The 18,531-nt window shown below is 71.3% G+C and carries 15 protein-coding genes and 1 tRNA gene; 8 read left to right on the top strand and 8 right to left on the bottom strand.

Annotated elements, in window-relative coordinates; genetic code table 11:
* Positions 1–21 precede the first annotated feature (21 nt).
* From AC3IF1_RS11290 to AC3IF1_RS11260, 7 genes are all read right to left on the bottom strand, one after another.
* Complete coding sequence (locus tag AC3IF1_RS11290) at positions 22–501, bottom strand: YidB family protein (protein WP_243968434.1); 480 nt, start codon at positions 499–501, stop codon at positions 22–24.
* Between the two features lie 170 nt (positions 502–671).
* On the bottom strand, positions 672–875 hold the full coding sequence (locus AC3IF1_RS11285; protein ID WP_489216095.1) for a CsbD family protein: 204 nt from the start codon (positions 873–875) through the stop codon (positions 672–674).
* Between the two features lie 122 nt (positions 876–997).
* Positions 998–1,921, bottom strand: coding sequence for a PhnA-like protein (locus AC3IF1_RS11280; protein ID WP_489216093.1), 924 nt, complete (start codon positions 1,919–1,921; stop codon positions 998–1,000).
* Positions 1,922–2,021: 100 nt separating this feature from the next.
* The gene (locus AC3IF1_RS11275; protein WP_243971911.1) at positions 2,022–2,528 is read right to left on the bottom strand and encodes a CsbD family protein; all 507 of its coding nucleotides are present in this window, start codon (positions 2,526–2,528) and stop codon (positions 2,022–2,024) included.
* Between the two features lie 248 nt (positions 2,529–2,776).
* Positions 2,777–4,237, bottom strand: coding sequence for a helix-turn-helix transcriptional regulator (locus AC3IF1_RS11270; RefSeq protein ID WP_243972025.1), 1,461 nt, complete (start codon positions 4,235–4,237; stop codon positions 2,777–2,779).
* Positions 4,238–4,768: 531 nt separating this feature from the next.
* The gene (locus AC3IF1_RS11265; protein WP_489217601.1) at positions 4,769–6,415 is read right to left on the bottom strand and encodes an ATP-binding response regulator; all 1,647 of its coding nucleotides are present in this window, start codon (positions 6,413–6,415) and stop codon (positions 4,769–4,771) included.
* Positions 6,416–6,589: 174 nt separating this feature from the next.
* Positions 6,590–7,222: a LuxR C-terminal-related transcriptional regulator gene (locus AC3IF1_RS11260; protein WP_489217600.1), complete on the bottom strand. Its 633-nt coding sequence runs from the start codon at positions 7,220–7,222 to the stop codon at positions 6,590–6,592.
* Positions 7,223–7,529: 307 nt separating this feature from the next.
* On the opposite strand from AC3IF1_RS11260, the gene AC3IF1_RS11255 reads away from it, so the two are divergent.
* From AC3IF1_RS11255 to AC3IF1_RS11230, 6 genes are all read left to right on the top strand, one after another.
* Positions 7,530–7,883 carry a hypothetical protein gene (locus AC3IF1_RS11255; protein WP_489217599.1) on the top strand — a complete coding sequence of 118 codons (354 nt, stop codon included), beginning with the start codon at positions 7,530–7,532 and terminating at the stop codon, positions 7,881–7,883.
* 226 nt (positions 7,884–8,109) lie between these two features.
* Positions 8,110–9,462 carry an SWIM zinc finger family protein gene (locus tag AC3IF1_RS11250; protein WP_489217598.1) on the top strand — a complete coding sequence of 451 codons (1,353 nt, stop codon included), beginning with the start codon at positions 8,110–8,112 and terminating at the stop codon, positions 9,460–9,462.
* A complete protein-coding gene (locus tag AC3IF1_RS11245; RefSeq protein WP_489217597.1) occupies positions 9,462–11,018 on the top strand; it encodes a DUF5691 domain-containing protein in 1,557 nt (518 codons plus the stop codon). Before AC3IF1_RS11250 ends, AC3IF1_RS11245 begins: the two co-directional genes overlap by 1 nt.
* A 27-nt stretch (positions 11,019–11,045) precedes the next feature.
* Complete coding sequence (locus AC3IF1_RS11240; protein ID WP_489217596.1) at positions 11,046–12,146, top strand: ATP-binding protein; 1,101 nt, start codon at positions 11,046–11,048, stop codon at positions 12,144–12,146.
* 9 nt (positions 12,147–12,155) lie between these two features.
* Positions 12,156–14,453: a DUF5682 family protein gene (locus tag AC3IF1_RS11235; RefSeq protein WP_489217595.1), complete on the top strand. Its 2,298-nt coding sequence runs from the start codon at positions 12,156–12,158 to the stop codon at positions 14,451–14,453.
* Positions 14,450–15,613, top strand: coding sequence for a VWA domain-containing protein (locus AC3IF1_RS11230; RefSeq protein ID WP_489217594.1), 1,164 nt, complete (start codon positions 14,450–14,452; stop codon positions 15,611–15,613). Before AC3IF1_RS11235 ends, AC3IF1_RS11230 begins: the two co-directional genes overlap by 4 nt.
* A 591-nt stretch (positions 15,614–16,204) precedes the next feature.
* Here the strand turns inward: AC3IF1_RS11230 and AC3IF1_RS11225 are convergent.
* Positions 16,205–16,280: transfer RNA gene (locus tag AC3IF1_RS11225), tRNA-Glu, on the bottom strand.
* A gap of 103 nt (positions 16,281–16,383) precedes the next feature.
* Between AC3IF1_RS11225 and AC3IF1_RS11220 the strand changes: the two genes are divergently transcribed.
* Both AC3IF1_RS11220 and rpoH read left to right on the top strand, forming a co-directional pair.
* Positions 16,384–17,388, top strand: a complete 1,005-nt coding sequence (locus AC3IF1_RS11220) for an RluA family pseudouridine synthase (protein ID WP_489217593.1) — start codon at positions 16,384–16,386, stop codon at positions 17,386–17,388.
* A gap of 237 nt (positions 17,389–17,625) precedes the next feature.
* On the top strand, positions 17,626–18,519 hold the full coding sequence (gene rpoH, locus AC3IF1_RS11215) for an RNA polymerase sigma factor RpoH (protein WP_243971931.1): 894 nt from the start codon (positions 17,626–17,628) through the stop codon (positions 18,517–18,519).
* Positions 18,520–18,531 lie beyond the last annotated feature (12 nt).

Here is an 18,531-nt window from a genome sequence, read left to right as displayed (position 1 = left end):
GGCGGGAATCCCCACGGTGCCTCAGCCGAGAGCCGGCAGGCGTCCGTCCGGCGAGTAGCGGTCGATCGCGGAGGGCAGATCGCGCGAGAGACGGGCGACCAGCTCGCTGCGGCTCAAGCCAGTCCGCTGCTCGAGGGCGGTGAGGGTCTCCGGCCCGATCACCCGCTCGAGGTCTGCGGCCGGGATGTCCCGGTTCGGCCCGTGATCGATCCAGGACTGCGCCGTCTCGGCATGCCCGCCCTTGCCGAAGTGATTGACCAATTCGCCGATCCCGTGGGCGAGGAGACCGCCCACACCCACGGAGCCCGCGCCCCCGAGCAGGCGATCCAGATTGCCCGGCGCCGCCGTGCCCGAACCTGCGGAGACGGGGGGGACGCGCGGGGCGGCGCTTGAATTCTCACCGTGGCTACCGAGCCATTCGGAGATCTTGTCGCGGTGCTGGTAGCCGGCTACGGCCAGCAAACCCAGCAGCGCGGTCATCGACGGGTATCCCTCACTCATCGTGTTCTCCTTTTTGCGAACGGGCTCGTCGGCCCGGCTGATAGACGGCGATAGGCTGCCGCTGCTCCCGCCCGACCTCCGGGGTCATCCCGTCCGTTCGATCGGGATGGGTGCCATCGGGGGCCGGGCTCGGGGGTGGGGCCGGGCCGGCACCACCCCCGGTCGCGGCCTCAGTGCTTGCCGGTGACCTTGTCGGCCAGGCTCTTGGCGCCGTCCTTGACGTCGCCGACCGTCTTCTGCGCCTCGCCCTTCAGCTCCTGCGCCTTGCCCTCGGCCACGAGCTTGTCGTTGCCCGTCGCCTTGCCGGCCGCCTGCTTGACGTTGCCCACGGCCTCGTTGGCCAGGCCCTTGATCTTGTCGCCGGTGCTGCTCATCGCGTGCGCTCCTTCAGGTTGAGGTTGAGGTTGCGGTTAAACTTCGCGGTTGCGGGTTGGCCGGGCCCGCGCCGGTGGTGCCGGCCCCCGCAGCCCGCGGGGGCCGACCGGATCGCGCCGGGTCAGACGCGCCGGGTCTCGTAGGTGCCGAGCAGCGTCGCCGGCTTGGGCGCGCCCAGGCGCCCGCCCAGGAAGGCCGCCAGCGCCCCCAGGATCAGGGCGATCGCCGCGTAGAACGCCCCCTGCGTGGCCGCCGACTTGGCCGTCACCGCCGCGGCCTCGGCCTTCTGCTTGGCCGTGGCCACCGCCTGGTCGTACTGCTTCTCGTAGTCCTGGATCTGCTGCTTGGCCTGATCGACCGGGATGTTCTGCGCCTTGGCCAGGGCGTCGGCCGCCCGCGCCTCGGCCTGCTGCTTCTGCCCGGCATCACCCGTGAACAGCGCCTTGACCGCCGCCACCGCCGCGTCGCGGGCCGCCTGCGGGTCCTGGCCGGCCGCCTGCTGGCGCACCGAATTCTCGATCCCGTCGAGGGGGTTCGAGATCTTCGACAGGGACGGCGCCGCCGCCTGGGCCGCCGTCTGCACGGTCCCGCCCACGAGGTTGCCCGCCCCGCCCAGCGCCCCCGAGACGGTGCTCAGCGTCCCCCCGACCAGCCCGGTGGCCGCCGAGGTCAGCAGGTACAGGACCACGAGGGTCGTCACCGCCCAGGACACCAGCCCGTGCAGCGCGGCCGCCCCCGGCAGGGTCTTGCCCGAGAGCCGGCCCGCGATCGCCCCGCCGGCCAGCGAGGCGACGATGCCCGAGGCCACGAACCACACGCCCGCCGACATCGACACGGTCGAGGCGGCCGGGTTGTCGGCGGCGTTGGGGCCCACCGAGGCCAGGCCGACGCCGACGCCGATCAGGTTGACGATCACCTGGGTCACGAGGGCGGTCACGGCGCCCGCGAAGATGGCGCCCCAGGACACCTGATTGAGCAGGACGGCGCGCGTGTCGGCATGCGCGTCGGGGGAAAGCGGTGTCGCGGCGGTCTGGATGGGGGTCACGCTGTCACTCCGGAAAAGGGGTCGTCGAGGATCTGGAGCGCCCGCCGCCGACAGGGATACCGGTTCGGCGTCGGCGGGCGCGTCGAGGCGAGGGGATGGCTCAGTCGCGGGTGGCGCTGACCAGCAGGCCGAGGCCGAAGCCGGCCAGGCCGGCGATGAGCAGGGAGGCGAGCGGATACTCGGCGACCTGATGGCCGACCTCGCGGGTGCCCCGGCGCAGGTACTGGCTGCCGCGCGCGTAGGCGTCCTCAGCGTAGTCCGAGGCCTCGTCGGCGGCGTGGCGGACGCCGCGCTCGGCGCGGTCGTAGTGGTCCTGGGCGGCGCCCTGGGCGCGGCGGGCGCGGTCCTCGACATCCCCCGATCCGACGACGTCGCCCACGGTGTCGCGGACCTTGCCGCCGATGTGACGGGCGGTGTCGGCGACGTGCCCGGCCGCGTCGCGGACGGTGTCCTTGGCCTGGCCGTACAGGCCCTCGGCCTGTCCCGCCGCCTCCCGGGCGCGGCCCTCGGCCGAGTCCCGATGCGAGCCGGTCAGGTCGCCGACCGCGCCCTGCACCTTCCCGCCCAGCTCCTTCGCGGCGCCCGTGATCCGATCCGTGTCCACCATGTCGTTCTTCCTCTCTGTTCTGTTCGTTCCAGCGACCCACCGGGCCGCCACGCGATGCATGACGCTCAGCCCCGGGCCCCGGCCGGGTGTCGGCGGGGGGGCCGTTTGCGTCCTGGACCGCACGCTTGCGCTCCTCGACCGGCTAACGCGCTCGAGCCGTCCGCTCGTCCCGGGTCAGGAAAGACCGACCGTCAGATGTCGATCGCCCCAGCCGTTACAATAGTGCTTTCGTACCGGTATTCTGAAATTCAGCTACCGGCCGCGTGAAGTGGAAACCCGTTTTCGCGCCCCCAGACGAGCGCCTCGGTGCGTCGGTGGACGCCGAGCTTGCGGTACAGCGCGGCCCCGTGATTGCGCACGGTGTTGCGCGACAGGCCGAGCTTGCGCGCGATGGCGTCGTCGTCGAGACCTGCGCAGATCAGGTTCAGGATCTGGCGCTCCCGCACCGTCAGGTTCGGGGCGGATCCGTCCGCGCTCTCCCGGCCGGGGCGGCGGAGGTTGGCGAGCTTCTCGATCAGGCCGCGACTGAACCACGAGGTATCGGCCATCACCGCTTCGATGGCGCCGAACAACTCGCGCTCGGTGTGCTTGCGATCCGTGATGTCCTGCAGAACCAGCAACACGAAGTCGGCATCATTAATGGTGACCCGCTCCGCGGAGACCATGCAGTCGAGGCTGGATCCGTTCTCGTGACGCAGGCACACTTCGACGCCGAGGACGCTCCCGTCCCGGGCGACCGCGGCCTCGAACGCCGCCCGCTGGGCATGCGCGACCCAGAGACCGGCCTCGTCCAGGCTGCGCCCGACGACCCGATCCTCTCCCAGACCGAAGACCCGCCCGAAAGCCTCGTTGACGCCGGTGACCGTGAAGTCGTCCGCCCGGACCAGGATGGTCGGGATCGGCGTGAGGCGAAACGACGTGGCGAACCGCTCCTCGCTCTGGCGGAGCGCGGTCTCGGCTTTGCGGCGCAACTCCAGATCGGCGAAGGTGAACAGCATGCACGGCTCGTCGCCCATCTCCATGGGCTGCCCGGCCACGATCACGAAACGTCGTCCGCCATCCGGCAGGTCGAGGCACGCCTCCATCTGCGGGATCGTGCCGCCCTCGTTGAGACGCGAGACCGCCAGGTCCCGGTTGCGGGCATTGGCGAGCACGTCGACCTCGTAGACGCTCCGTCCGATCACGGCCTCACGGGTGTAGCCGGTCATCTCCAGGAAGCCGTGATTGACCTTCACGTGACGCAGATCTGCGAGCCGCGTGATCAAGGCCGGCGCCGGATTGGCGTTGAAGGTCCGCTCGAAGCGATCCTCGGCTTCGAACTGGTCCGAGACATCCTTCAGGATCAGGGCGAGGCAGCTCGGGGCACCATCGCGGTCGGTGGCGACCAGGCTCCGGAGCGAGTGGACGAAATCGCAATCGGGTCGGTCCGCGCGGGTGACCTCGACCACCACATCGTGAAAAGTTTCGCCGGCGACGACGCGTTCGATCGGGTAATTCTCCGGCGCCCGATGGTTGCGGTAGCGGAGCGAGAAGCGCGCGCGATAGGCATCAACCGTCGAGCCGAGCTCGTCGAGCGTTTCGACCCCGTGCATCGCCAGGGCGGCGGCGTTGGCATAGGCGATCGACTGGTCGGGCTCGACCAGGATCACACCCTCACTAAGGCCGGCGATGATCTGCCGAAGTTCGTGCCTGTCGACGCCCTCCGTCACGATCCGACCGGTTCCCATCCGCGTGCCGCTGCCCCATTGGCAACGCGGCTCAAACGGGTCGCGCGCAACGTGGTTCCGGTCGGTCGGGAATTATCACTGGTATACTTGCATCATTGGCGCCATCGATATCGACCAGAGATGAGTGCCGGTCGCTCTCTGCGCCGAAGAACCCGACGGGTTCCAGACCATCGGTCGATGTGAATCATCCGAACGGGCAACCCGCCGGCGAACAGCGGGAACCGCCCAGCGATGCCAGCTCCGGTCACACCCAAATGCCGGGGCAACACGGCGACAGGCCACGCCAGAACGATTCGGACGGTGTCGCGAAAGACCCTCGCTCGCCCCTCGGCGCGATCCTGTGACGCCTGACCCAATCCTCGGTGGTGCCGCGATCGTCCGGCACGCCCGGGCGTCTTCATGGATAACCTGATCGGCCTGGTGCCGCGGTTGCACCGCTATGCCCTGTCGCTGGCCATCGACCGGCTCGCTCCCGCGTTCCAGTTCAGGCTCCCGCCATCCCGACGACTGCCTTCATCGGTCGGGCGATGGATCGGGGCGCATCCTCAACCGCGCCGCAAGGAGGACGGAGCGCAGCTCGGCCGGGCGAACCGGCTTCGACAGGATCGGGATGTCCGGCGTGCCCAGGTCCGCGCGTACGCGCGTCGCGTCGTGTCCGCTGATCACCACCGCCGGCAGCGCGCCCCCCAGGAGGCCGCGGACCGCCGCGATGCACTCCGTCCCCGTGACGCCGTTCCCGAGTTCGAAGTCGGTGATGAGGAGATCGATCTCGGCGACGGCGTCGGGGATCGCGGATTCGGCCTGAACCCGGCATCCCCAGGTCTCGAGCAGGCTCGCCGTCGCCCTCAGCACGGCCTCGTCGTCCTCGACCAGAAGCACCCGCAGGCCGCCCATCGTCGGGGACGGGTCGCGTGCAACCCCGGCCGCCGCGGGCCCAGGGTCCCGGGTGACCGGAAGGTTGCCGATGCTCACGCAGGTCCCGCGGCCCGGTACCGAGCGAAGCGTCACCGCCAGGTCCAGCAAAGCCCCGAGGCGGCGAACGATAGGCAGGCCGAGACCGACTCCATCAAGATCCCGGTCGCCGCGTTGGCGGACCCGGTAGAACTCGTCGAAGACCCGCTCCTGATGCTCGACCGCGATCCCGGGACCGCGATCGTAGACCTGGATGGCGAGGCGGCCCCCCCGTCGGCGACAGGCGATCAGGATCGGCCGGCCGGGGGCGTACTTGATCGCGTTGTTGACGATGTTCTGCACCATCGTGGTGAGCAGCGCCCGATCGGTGTTCACGACGCACTTGCAGGGACGCGCGCGCAAAGCCGTCCCGTCGCGCAGCGCCGCCTCGGAATTCTGGCGCCGCACGTCCTCGATGATCGCGTCGATCGACACGGGCTCCGGACGGGGCTCCAACTTGCCGCTGTCGAGGGTCGAGATGTCCAGCAGCGACTTGAACAGGCGCGAGACGCTCTGCAGGGACCGGTCGATGTTCTCGACCATCTGCAGTTCGTCCGGACCCAGCCTGGCGCTCCGCAGGCAGGCGGTGAACAGGCTGATCGCGTGGATCGGCTGGCGCAGATCGTGGCTCGCCTGCGCCAGGAAGCGCGACCTGGACAGATTCGCCTCTTGCTCGCGGGCGTAGGCGCCGCGGAGGCGCTTCAGTAGGGTGTAGATGTAGGTCGGCACGAGGAGCGTGATGGCCGTCAGCGTCAGGACGACGAAGGGATTGTCGCGCCAATAGGCGTTGCAGTACGTCGTGACCGCGATCGAGATCAGGGCGGCGGCCGTAGATGCCGTCAGGGCGCCGGTCCCGTAGCGCAAGCCGTTGCCGACGATCAGCCGGATCACGATCATGTACAGAGGCAGGAACGGGGCGCCGCCCACGGCCATCGCGTAGGTCATCCCACCCAGGTCGAGGAGGACGGTGATCACGCGCCGCGGTGTGTTGCCGCCGGGATGCCGGGCGATCCAGCCGTACAGCGCCACGGCGAAGAGCCAGTGACACGTCACCAGGTACGCGACGAACCGGGCTTCCGGCGGGGCGATCCCGCCGAAGATCTGGGGCAGGAGATACAGGCAGACGCAGCCGATGATGACGGCCCGGATGAGCGCCTGGGCCTTCTCGTTATCGTAATCCTCGTCCGCCCGGCTTCGCGATAGGGTCATCGGCGGCTCAGGGCTGCCCGGCGGGGCGCAACGCGGCGCCGATGCCGTCCCGTGCCTTTGCTCGGGGCGCCCCTCTGGCGTCCGCTCCGAGCCCCACCGGGCCGGCCCCGGCGCGCTGTCGTCGACTCCTCGAGTCCAGGTGCCCTGTCGCGTCGCAGCCCGGCCGTAACCCCGTCATCCCCCGAGGCCGGCATTGGCCGCCTTCGCGGCGGCCGCGGACCGGGAGGGGACGTCGAGCGCCCTCAGGAGCGACGAGACATGGATACGCACCGTGAAGGGCGAGATGTCGAGCTCCCGGGCGATCTCCTTGTTGGTGCGCCCCTGGGCGACGAGGCGCAGCACCTCGTGCTGGCGCCGCGTCAGGGGCGGGAGCGGACAGCGCGGCATGCCGAGGCCCGAGACGGCGCTGCGCCGGATCACCAATTCCCCGTCGCGGATCGCCGCGATCGCCCGGGTGATCTCGCACGCGGGCAACGATTTGCCGATGAACCCGTCGGCGCCGTCCGCCATCGCCGCCCGAATCAGGCTCTCGTCCTCGATCATCGACACGACGACGATCGAGGCGCGCTCGAATTCCACGCGCAGCGCGCCGATCGACCGCCGTGGATCGAGGCCGGGAAACAGGAGGTCCAGGAAGAACGCCTGCGGGGGTAGCCCGGTACGGGCCGTCGCCAGGACCTGCTCCATCGTGGCGGCCTCCCGGACGAGAGCCTGCGGGTAGAGCCGTTCGGCGATCTGCCGCATGCCCTCACGGAACAGCGGATGATCGTCGGCGACGATCAGGGTCTCGCAGGCTGAGCCGTTCATTCCACTCCCAGAAGCGGCATCGCAATCGGTCCTCCGAGGCCGCGTCGACGCTGCCAGACCGGGAAAGACCTGCGCCTCGTCAAGCCTGTTGCGATAGGTCCGGAGCACCAATAGACCGGTTTTTTCCGTCTGCCTAGAAGTCGGTTTGGTGGCCGCACAGGCATATACCATGGTGTTTTTGAATCTATATGATCAATCCTAGTCGATTGGCGGATATTTTGAGAGAATTTGGCATGAGAATTACATCATTCCGTTTTCGTGGCCCTGACGAATGTCAAAAATCGAATACGAGAATAGTGCGCACCGAGTGCAGGTCGACGACACGGTTCTCGATCGCGGCACAGCCCGCCCCGGCTCGGGCAAGCCGATGCTCTCGCCGAGCCGCATCGTGATCGTCGGCGGGTTGGTGGCTGCGGGCGCAGTGGCGGGGATGCTGCTCGCGGGCGGCCGCGAGGCGGCCGAGGCCTGCCAGGCGTCGCAGGGCATGATGCGGCTGTCGAAGACGACGGCCGATGCCGGCGGCGCGGTGCGCATCCGGATCGGCAACGACCTGTCGCCGGCCTTCACCGTCGCCGACGGGCCGATCAACCTCGAGATGTCGCGCGTAGTGCTACTGGTACACCGGAGTGGACAGGGGCCATATTTTGCGCGGGCGCATTAGCTGGCCATAAGAAAGTCCGCCGCAATTATTGCAAATTTAGCAGTCGTATTGCTTAGAATGGTCAACTATTTAGGTTGTAACTGGATGATAACTCACAAAAATGTTTGGCAGGGAAGCTGAAAAACCTGATTTCCGCGGCCGAATCGGCCGACGACACTTTCCAAAACGCGGAGCGTCTTCTACCGTCACGCACCGGTACCGAATCGGCACGACAACATCCGATCGCATGACCCTGTCCGCCGATCAGATCCTCGATTTCGCCCCGGATGCGGCCAGCCGCAAGGCCGGCCAGGATCAGGCGAAGCCGGCGAAATGGCACGGGCTCGGGCGCACCGGCACCCTGGTCTGGGGCGAGATCAAGGGCAGCGGAGCCGCGCCCTACCGGACGGTGGCGGATCCGGCCGGGCCGGCGGCCAAGTGCAGCTGCCCGAGCCGGAAATTCCCCTGCAAACACGCGATCGGACTGATGCTGGTCGGGGCCGCCGCGGCGCTGCCCGAGGCCGAGCCGCCGGACTGGGTCGCCGCCTGGAGCCGCGGACGGGAGAATCGCGTCGCCGCGAGCCGAGCGGGAGGCGCCGCCAAACCCGTCGACGCAACCGCACAGGACCGGCGGCGGCAAGCCCGCGCCGAGAAGGTCTCCGCCGCCCTGGACGAACTCGACCTGTGGCTGCGCGATCTGATGCGGCGCGGGCTCGCGGCGGCCCGGGCCGAGCCCTACGCGTTCTGGGACCGCATGGCCGGGCGTCTGGTCGACGGGCAGGCGCCCGGCCTGGCCCGTCGGGTCCGTGCCCTGCCGGGCCTCGCCGCGGCGGGGTCCCGGCCGGGCGCGGCTGCCCCCGAGACGGCTCTGGCCCTCGGCATCGGCCGGCTCGCGCTCCTCGTCCGGGCGGCCCAGCGCCTCGACGCGCTCGCGCCGGAACAGGCGGCCGGCGTGCGCGGTGCCATCGGCTTCCCCGTGAGCGCCGACGCATTGGCGGCCCGTGCGGGGGTACCCGACGAGTGGGCCGTCCTCGCCCACACCGTCACCGAGGAGGACAGGCTGACGGTCCGCACCGTCTGGCTCGTGGGGCGCCGGACCGGCCTTCCGGCTCAGGTGATCGATTTCGCCGCCGGGGCGGGAGCTCTGCCGCTCGTGCCGTCCCCGGGCCAGGATTACGTCGGGAGCCTCGCCTTCCATCCGGGGGACCCGCCGCTCCGGGCGGTCCTCCGCGACCGCACGGTCGTGGTCGCCGCCGCCGCGCTGCCGGGCGCTGGGAGCGTGACGCTGGCCCGGGACACCTTCACGGCAGCCCTGGCACGCGCACCCTGGACCGAGGCCTGGCCGGTCTGCGTGGCCGGCGTGCGGCTCGGGCATCTCGCGGGCGGCGGCGGCCTGGCGGCGGGCGATTCTACCGGCTGCCTGCCCCTGCGGGCCGACCCGCACCTCCCCGCCGTGCTGGCGGTGTCAGGGGGCCATCCGGTCGATCTGTTCGGTCTCTTCGATGGCTTCGGCCTCCAGGTCCTGGCCGTGGGCGCCGCCGGGCGCCGCTTCGCGGTCCCGGCGCAGGATCCGCGCCCGATCCTTCTGCGGGCGGCCTGATGGACGCCGTGTCGCCCGGATCGACCGCGGTTGCGGAGGCCTGGGATCGGACCCTGGCGGCCGCCCTGCTCGGGGCCGACCGCGCCGGGGCGCACGGGACCGGCGACGACCGCGTGGCGCTCGACCCGAGCGGCGATGCCGGCGCCACCCTGCTGGCGCGGCTCGCTGCCCACGGGATCCACCACCTCGCCGGGTCAGGCCTTGCGCCGGACGCGCTGGTGCCGGTGACCGTGCGCCCACCCGCGGGTGCCGAATGCCCGCCCGCGGCGGCGTCGCGCCTCACTTTGCTCCTGACCAAGGGGGACCGGGCCCGCGTGGCGGAATGGTGCGATCTCGCGGGCGAGGCGGGGCTGCGGGCCCCGGCCTGGCTGCTGCCGGCACTGGCGGCCCGCCGCGGCGACCTGCCGGAGGCGGTCGCGCGGGTCGCCGGCGCCGAACTCGCCTGGCTCGACCGGGCCTGTGCCGGCGCGGGCGAGCCGGAGGCCACGCCAACCGCGCCCGACTGGACCCTGGGCGCTCCCGCGGAGCGCCAGGCCGCCTTCCGCAGCTTGCGCGCAGGCGACGCCGCGGCGGCGCGCGCGGCCCTCGCAGCCGGATTCACCGCCGAGAAGGCGGGGCTGCGCGCGCGATTCGCGGCGGCCCTGGTGGTCGGGCTGTCGGAGGCGGACGGTCCGTTCCTCGAAACCTGCCTGGATGACCGCGCCGCCGAAGTTCGGGCGGAGGCGCAGTATCTGCTCCCCCGCCTGCCGGGTTCGGCCTTCGCGGCCCGCATGGCGGCCCGGGCGCGGGAAGCCCTCCGGATCGAGGCCAAGCGCCGGCTGCTCGGAACCGCCTACACCCTGGTCGTCACCCTGCCGGAGGAGGATCCGGCGCTGGCCCGGGACGGAATCGCCCCGCGTGCCCATGCCGGGCAGGGGAGCGGCATCCGGGCCGGGCTGCTGCGGGAGGTGCTGGCGGCGTCACCGCTCCACGCCTTGGCCGAACACCCGCCGCGGCGCTGGATCGAGCTGGCGCTGCGCACCGACTGGTCGCGCGAGATCTGCGCCGGTCTGCTGACCGCCGCGCGCCGCGCGGGCGAGCCCGCCTGGAGCGAGGCTCTGGCGACGGTGCTGGGCGAGGCCTGCGCCGGGCGGCTCCCGGGCGTCGCATCCTCCGAAGCGCTCCGGGCCGACTGGGCGGCGGCGGCGGCCCTGCTGCCGGCGACGGATTGGGAACGGCTGGTGGAGGGACTCATCCGGGCCGACGCGACGGCGAACGTGCTCGTGCATCTCGGACAGGGACCGTCGCGCTTCTCCGAGCCGTTCACGCGCGTCCTGCTCGGTTGGCTCGCCGCCCTGATCGGGCGCGGCACGGTACCGGACCCGCCCTGGCAGCTCGGCCGCCTGATTGACGGCTTGGCCGAGCGGGCTTGGCCGAGCCGCGATGCCGCGGCCGCGGCGGGCGCACTCCGCGACCGGTTCCCGCAGGACGGCGACCGGCATCTGGCCAGCGCCCTCGCCCGCCTCGCCGAGACCCTGGAGCTGCGCGCCGCCATGCGGCGCGACTTCGCCGCCTGACGTGACCCTTTCGGAGACCGCCCCACGATGAGCCCGACCGACACGTCCACCCCGGCTTGGCTGCGCCTGGCCGCCGAGGAGGCCTTCGCGGAGGAGATCGCGGCCTTGTGCGTCGCCGACGACCGGCCCCGGCCGCCGAACTGGCGGATGTCGCCGCAGGCGGTCGTCACCTATCTGATGGGCGGGTCGCTGCCCTCCGGCGCTGCGATCAGCCAGAAATACATCGGTGACCGGCGGCTCATGGAGATCGCTGTGGCGACGTTGGCGACAGATCGGGCCCTGCTGCTGCTCGGGGTTCCGGGGACCGCCAAGAGCTGGGTCAGCGAGCATCTGGCGGCGGCGATCTGCGGCACCTCGCGGCTCACCGTGCAGGGCATGGCCGGGACCAGCGAGGAGGCGATCCGCTACGGCTGGAACTACGCCCTGCTGCTCGCCAAGGGGCCGAGCCGCGACGCCGTGGTTGCCTCGCCGGTGATGCGGGCGATGGAGCGGGGCCAGATCGCCCGGGTCGAGGAGCTGACCCGCATCCCCTCGGAAACGCAGGACAGCTTCATCACCATCCTGTCCGAGAAGACTTTGCCGATCCCCGAACTCAATGACGAGGTGCCGGCCCGGAAGGGCTTCAACCTCATCGCCACCGCCAACAACCGCGACCGGGGGGTGAATGAATTGTCGAGCGCGCTCAAGCGCCGGTTCAACACCGTGGTGCTGCCGCCGCCCGACACGATCGAGGCCGAGATCGCAATCGTGGAATCGCGGGTGGCCGCCCTCGGGCGCGCCTTCGAGATCCCGGCCCAGCCCCCGGGCGCCGACGAGATCCGCCGGGTGGTGACGATCTTCCGGGAGCTGCGCGAGGGCGTGACCGCGGACGGGAAGGCCAAGGTCAAGCAGCCCTCGGGGACGCTGTCGACTGCCGAGGCGATCAGCGTGGTCGGCAGCGGCCTCGCGCTCGCCGCCCATTTCGGCGACGGGCGGCTCACGGCGCGGGACCTTGTCTCGGGGATCGGCGGCGCCGTGGTGAAGGATCCCGTGCAGGACGCCATCGTCTGGCGGGAATACCTGGAGACCGTGGTCAAGGAGCGGCCGGACTGGTCCGGGTTCTACCGCGCTGCCCGCGAGTTCGGCTGAAGGCGCGTCATGGCCGAGATCCGGATCTTCGGCATCCGCCACCACGGCCCGGGCTCGGCCAAGTCCCTTCGGGCGGCGCTCGACGGGTTCACGCCGGATTGCCTGCTGATCGAGGGGCCGCCGGAGGTCGAGCCGCTGCTCCCGCTCGCCGCCGATCCCGGCATGGAGCCGCCGGTGGCGCTCCTGGTCTACCGGCCGGACCGGCCGCGCTCCTGCGCCTTTTTCCCCTACGCCGGGTTCTCGCCGGAATGGGTCGCCCTGCGCCACGGCCTCGCCGCTGGGGTCCCGGTCCGGTTCATCGACCTGCCGCAGGCCGTCCGGCTCGCGGACGGGTTTCCGCCTGGGCCGAGGCCTCCAGAGGCCGCGGCAGCCGATGCCGCAGCGGAGCCCGCGATCGAACGCCCGGACCCCGCCGCCGCGATGCGGCGCGATCCACTGGGCGAGCTTGCGCAGGCGGCCGGGCACGCCGACGGCGAGCGCTGGTGGGACGCCCTGGTCGAAAGCCGGGGCGGTGAGGCCGGCGACGTGTTCGGGGCCATCGCGGAGGCGATGACGGCCCTGCGCGAGGCCGAGCCGGAGGGGGTCGAACCCGAGGACACGGCCCGTGAGGCGCAGATGCGGGCCGGCATCCGGCGCGCCGCCCGAGACGGGTTCGCGCGGATCGCCGTGGTCTGCGGCGGGTGGCACGTCTCGGCGCTGCTGCGCCACGACGCCCGCGGCCAGGCGGCCACCGACACCGCGATTCTGAAGGGCCTGCCCAAGGCCAAGGTCGCCGCCGCCTGGGCACCGTGGTCCTATCCGCGGCTGGCGGCGTCGAGCGGCTACCGGGCCGGCGTGCTGTCGCCCGAATGGTACGACACCCTGTGGAACCAGGAGGGCCGGGTCGCGGCCCGCTGGCTGGCCCGGGCGGCCGCCCTGCTGCGCGCAGCCGATCTCGACGCCTCGCCGGCCTCGGTGATCGAGGCCGCTCGCCTTGCCGACGCCCTGGCGGGCTTCCGCGGCCGGGCGCAGCCCGCCCTGGAGGATCTCGACGAGGCGGCTCTCGCGACCCTGTGCTTCGCCGACCCGGCCCCGATGGCCCTGATTCGGCGCAAGCTCGTGATCGGCGAGCGCCTCGGCGCGACCCCGCCGGGCAGCGCCGGCACCCCCGTGGAGGCCGATTTCGAGGCCCAGTGCCGGCGCCTGCGGCTCAAGCCCGGCGCGGAGGCCGGCGAGATCACCCTCGACCTGCGCAAGGAGACCGACCTCGCCCGCAGCCGGTTCCTCAACCGGCTGCGCCTGCTCGACATCCCCTGGGGGACGCCCCGCCACGCGCGCGGGCGCGGCACCTTCAAGGAGGCGTGGGCCCTCGCCTGGCAGCCTGATTGGGTGGTGGAGCTGGTGGCGGCCTCCGCCGATGGCGGTACGGTCGCGGAGGCCGCCGCCGAGCGGGTCCGCGCCAAGGCGCGGGGCGCGACCCGGATGGCCGAGCTCGCGGCGCTGATCGGCACGCTGCTCGATGCCGACCTCGCGGCGGCGAGCGGCGACGTGGTCCGGGCGTTGGATGCCCGCGCCGCCGTCTCTGCGGACGTGTTCGACCTGATGGAGGCGTTGCCGCCGCTCGCGGAACTCGCCCGCTACGGTTCGGTCCGGGCCTCCGACACGGCACCGGTCCTGGCCCTGGTGCGGGGGCTGCTGCCCCGGGCCGCCGCCGGCCTCGTCGCCGCCTGCCAGAGCCTCGACGATGCGGCCGCCGCTGCCGCGAAGACCTGCATCGTCGCGGTCTCCGGCGCGGTTGCGCTCCTGGAAGATCCGGACCTCACGTCGGTGTGGCGGGACGCCCTGCGGGCGCTCGCCGACCAGGAGCATGTCCACGGCCGGGTGGTCGGCCGGGCCGTGCGCCTCCTCCACGAGGGTGGCGCCTTGACGGATGCCCAGGCGGGCGACCATCTGCGCCGCGCCCTGTCGCGGGCGACCGGGGCCCTGGCGGCGGCGGCCTGGATCGAGGGTTTTTTGGGAGACAGCGGCACGACGCTGATCCACGGCCGGGGCTTGCTCGCCTTGGTGGATTCCTGGCTCTGCGGCATGCCCCAAGAAACCTTCGCGGAACTCCTGCCCCTGGTGCGCCGGACCTTCGCGACGCTGGCCCCGGCCGAGCGCCGCGCCATCGGCGAGGCCGTGGCCCGGCCGGAGGGCGCGGGCGCCGGCGACGGACTCCCGGGGGCGACGTTCGATGCGGCGCGCGCCGCGCGGGTGCTGCCGATCCTGCGCCTGCTCCTCGGGCCCGAGCCCGCTGCCTGGGAAAAAACATCGGAGGAGACGGCGTGAGCGAGACCGAGCGCCTGCGCCGCTGGCGCCTCGTCCTAGGCGGCGGCCCGGCCGACGGCACCGGCTGCTCCCTGTCGGAGCGCGACCTGCGGATCGATCAGGCGCTCGGTGCCCTCTACGATTCCGACCGCAAGGGCGGGCTCGGCGCCTCCGCGCCCTCCGTGCCGCGCTGGCTGGGCGACATCCGCGACTACTTCCCGGCCTCCGTGGTGCAGGTGATGCAGCGCGACGCGTTCGAGCGGCTCGATCTCCAGCGCATGCTCACCGAGCCCGAGATGCTGGAGGCCGTGGTGCCCGACGTGGCGCTGGTCTCGACGCTCATCGCCATGCGCAGCCTGCTCGGCGGCCGGACCAAGGAGACCGCCCGGCTGGTGGTGCGCCGGGTGGTCGAGCAGCTGATGCGCAAGCTCGAAGAGCCGGTGCGGCAGGCGGTGAACGACGCGATCGACCGCTCCCGGGTGAACCGGCGCCCGCGCCACGCCGAGATCGACTGGAACCGCACCATCCGGGCGAATCTGCGCCACTACCAGGCGGACTATGGCACGATCATCCCGGAGACCCGGCTCGGCCACGGGCGTCGGAGCCGGGGCTCGCTGAAGGACGTGGTTTTGTGCATCGACCAGTCAGGCTCGATGGCCGCCTCCGTGGTCTATGCCAGCATCTTCGGGGCCGTGATGGCCTCGCTGCCGGCGGTCTCGACCCGACTCGTGGTGTTCGACACCGAGGTGGTCGATCTCTCTGACACCCTCGATGATCCGGTGGAGGTGCTGTTCTCGGTGCAGCTCGGCGGCGGCACCGACATCAACCGGGCGGTGGGCTACTGTGCCTCGCGCATCACCCGGCCCGAGGACACGATCCTCGTGCTGATCTCCGACCTCTACGAGGGGGGCGTCACGGAGGGGCTGCTCGGCCACGCGCAGCGCCTCGTCGCCGCCGGGGTGCAGTTCGTGGCGCTGCTGGCCCTGTCGGATTCCGGCGCCCCGGCCTACGACCGGGCGCTGGCGGCCCGGCTGGCGGCCTTGGGCGTGCCGGCCTTCGCCTGCACGCCCGACTTGTTCCCCAACATGATGGCGGCGGCGATCCGCAAGGCCGACCTCGAAGCCTGGGCGGCCGCGGCCGGCATCGCGGCGGTGCGGGCGGATCCGGGGCCGGACGCCTGACCCTTCAGGGGGCACCGATCGGGTGCGACCTGTTCAGCCGCGCTCCAACCCGTTCGCGCGCACGCATTGACGGGCCGCGTGCCATCCCTGCGTCAAGCCCCGGCGTCTCGCCGATCTCGGCACGGGCCGACCGACGATTTTCAGAAGACTGGATGCAGAGAATCCATTCTCGTTTGCTGATCGGATCAAAATTCCGCGCGTCTTTCGCCTCGGCGCAGACCTGTGCGGAGAAGTACCGGAGCGAGGGCATCCCGATGCTTCAGCCGCTCACGTATCAATCCTGGGCCATCATCCCCGGCGTGAACCCAAAGGTTGCATTCGACCGGACGACCCAGGCCGTCCTCGCGGAGGGCGTCACGGTGATCAGCACGGCCCCGATTGCCAGCCAGACGCACTGGCTGGCCACAAGCGACCCGCTGTTCGGCGGTTCGGCGAAGGGCGACATCGCGCTCGATCAGGAAACCCGGACGAAGCGCCTGCGCAAGGTTATCAGTGAGCACTACGCCAAGGGAGAACGTGGTCCCACCGCAATTGCGGGTTCCGAGCGCACTTCTATTAAGGCGCTGTCAAAGCTTGCGAAAAATGCACCGGTGGCGCTCCCAAGGGGAATCGAACCCCTGTTTTCGCCGTGAGAGGGCGACGTCCTAGACCGCTAGACGATGGGAGCTTTCCGGCGGTGCGGGGGTGCTATAGCCACGTGCCGCCGGGGGGGCAAGGGCCTTCCTCGGGAAATCCGCCGCGACAAGGCGGATCGAGCGCGGACAGGGATCGTGGTGGACAGGGATATCGAGAACCGCGCCGGGATCGTCGCGGAGGGCGGCCTGCGGCTCGACCGCGCCCTGGTGGCGCTGTTTCCGGACCTGTCCCGAGCCCGGTTGCAGGATCTCATTCGGGAAGGCCACGTGACCAGGGATGGCGCGCCAGTGCGCGATCCCGCCCAGAAGGTCGCGGCCGGCGCCCGCATCGCCCTGACGCTGCCCCCGCCGGCACCGGCCGTACCGGCGGCGGAGGCCGCGGACCTGCCGATCGTCTACGAGGATGGCGACCTGATCGTCATCGACAAGCCGGCCGGCCTGGTGGTTCATCCCGCCCCCGGCCACGAGAGCGGGACCCTGGTCAACGCGCTGATCGCCCATTGCGGGGCGAGCCTGTCGGGGATCGGCGGGGTGCGCCGCCCCGGCATCGTCCACCGCCTCGACAAGGATACGAGCGGGCTCATCGTTGTCGCCAAGAACGACGCCGCCCATCAGGGGCTCACCGCGCAGTTCGCCGATCACGGCCGCACCGGGCCGCTGGAACGCGCCTACGCGGCCGTGGTCTGGGGCCTGCCCCAGCCGCGCGCCGGCACGATCCGCGCGAATCTCGCCCGCTCCCGCTACCACCGTGAGAAGATCGCCGTGGTCTCCGACGAGTCCGGCCGGCACGCGGTGACGCACTACGCCGTCACCGAGGTCTACCCGGAGGCCGCCCTGGTACGCTGCCAGCTGGAGACGGGGCGGACGCACCAGATCCGCGTGCATCTTGCCCATCGCGGCCATCCCCTGCTCGGGGATCCGGTCTATGGCGGCGCGTTCCGGACCAAGGCTGCACGCCTGGCGTCGGATGCTCGGGCCGCCCTGGAGGCCCTGGAGCGACAGGCGCTGCACGCGGCGCTGCTCGGGTTCAGCCATCCGCGCACCGGCGAGACGCTGCGGTTCGAGAGCCCGCTCCCCGCCGATCTCGCCGCGCTGGTGACGCATCTGCGGGCCGGCGTGAGGGATGGCACGGTGCTGTAACCGCTCCCCTGCGGCGTGCGAAAGATCACCCCGTACCGCGTCACATCGTGCCATGGTACGACCAAATCGGCCGATGGCGCGTTGCTGGCGATGTAGGTGTCCTCAATCGCGACCGGCTCGCCGGCGGCTCATGCGAACATGGGTTGCCGACAGGGTCGGCTCAAGAGCGGCCCGAGTGGACGGCACTGTTGTCCGTCGCGTCCGCCCGACAGGGGGACATAGGTTTAGGAGATTGCCATGGCCGGTACGCTGCCCGTGCTCGCCAACGAAGGTGGCCTGTCGCGCTACCTCGACGAAATCCGCAAGTTCCCGATGTTGGAGCCGACGGAGGAGTTCACCCTCGCCAAGGCGTGGCGGGATGCGGGTGACCGCGAGGCCGCGCATCGCCTCGTGACGTCGCACCTGCGCCTCGTGGCCAAGATCGCCATGGGCTACCGCGGCTACGGTCTGCCGATCGGCGAGGTCGTGTCCGAGGGCAATGTCGGCCTGATGCAGGCGGTCAAGCGCTTCGATCCGGACAAAGGTTTCCGGCTGGCGACCTATGCCATGTGGTGGATCAAGGCCGCGATCCAGGAATACATCCTGCGCTCGTGGTCGCTGGTGAAGATGGGTACCACCGCCAATCAGAAGAAGCTGTTCTTCAACCTGCGCAAGGCCAAGGGCCGGATCTCGGCCCTGGATGAGGGCGACCTCAAGCCTGACCAGGTCGCACACATCGCCACCCGCCTCGGCGTGCCCGAGCAGGACGTGATCGACATGAACCGGCGCCTGTCCGGCGACACGTCGCTCAACGCGCCCCTGCGCGAGGAGGGTGAGGGCGAGTGGCAGGACTGGCTGGTCGACAACGCCCCGAGCCAGGAAACCGTGCTCGCCCGCGAGCAGGAGGGACAGAACCGTCTCTCGGCCCTGCGCGACGCCCTCGGCGTGCTCAACCCGCGCGAGCGCCGCATCTTCGAGGCCCGGCGGCTCGCCGAGGATCCGATCACCCTGGAGGATCTCTCCGGCGAGTTCGGGGTCTCCCGTGAGCGGGTCCGGCAGATCGAGGTCCGCGCCTTCGAGAAGGTGCAGGAGGCGGTCAAGCGCAACATCGCCAACCGGGAATTGCCCCGGGCGGGTATCGAAGCCCACTGATCCCCGGGGTGG

The sequence above is a fragment of the Methylobacterium sp. E-012 genome, assembly GCF_057836545.1.
Note: the sequence above shows the minus strand (reverse complement) of the source record. Positions and strands in the feature narration are given on the sequence as shown.

Coding starts and splice junctions, on each gene's coding strand:
- AC3IF1_RS11290 (WP_243968434.1), bottom strand. CDS start 501: ATGAGTGAGGGATACCCGTCGATGACCGCGCTGCTGGGTTTGCTGGCC.
- AC3IF1_RS11285 (WP_489216095.1), bottom strand. CDS start 875: ATGAGCAGCACCGGCGACAAGATCAAGGGCCTGGCCAACGAGGCCGTG.
- AC3IF1_RS11275 (WP_243971911.1), bottom strand. CDS start 2,528: ATGGTGGACACGGATCGGATCACGGGCGCCGCGAAGGAGCTGGGCGGG.
- AC3IF1_RS11265 (WP_489217601.1), bottom strand. CDS start 6,415: ATGACCCTATCGCGAAGCCGGGCGGACGAGGATTACGATAACGAGAAG.
- AC3IF1_RS11260 (WP_489217600.1), bottom strand. CDS start 7,222: ATGAACGGCTCAGCCTGCGAGACCCTGATCGTCGCCGACGATCATCCG.
- AC3IF1_RS11250 (WP_489217598.1), top strand. CDS start 8,110: ATGACCCTGTCCGCCGATCAGATCCTCGATTTCGCCCCGGATGCGGCC.
- AC3IF1_RS11245 (WP_489217597.1), top strand. CDS start 9,462: ATGGACGCCGTGTCGCCCGGATCGACCGCGGTTGCGGAGGCCTGGGAT.
- AC3IF1_RS11240 (WP_489217596.1), top strand. CDS start 11,046: ATGAGCCCGACCGACACGTCCACCCCGGCTTGGCTGCGCCTGGCCGCC.
- AC3IF1_RS11235 (WP_489217595.1), top strand. CDS start 12,156: ATGGCCGAGATCCGGATCTTCGGCATCCGCCACCACGGCCCGGGCTCG.
- rpoH (WP_243971931.1), top strand. CDS start 17,626: ATGGCCGGTACGCTGCCCGTGCTCGCCAACGAAGGTGGCCTGTCGCGC.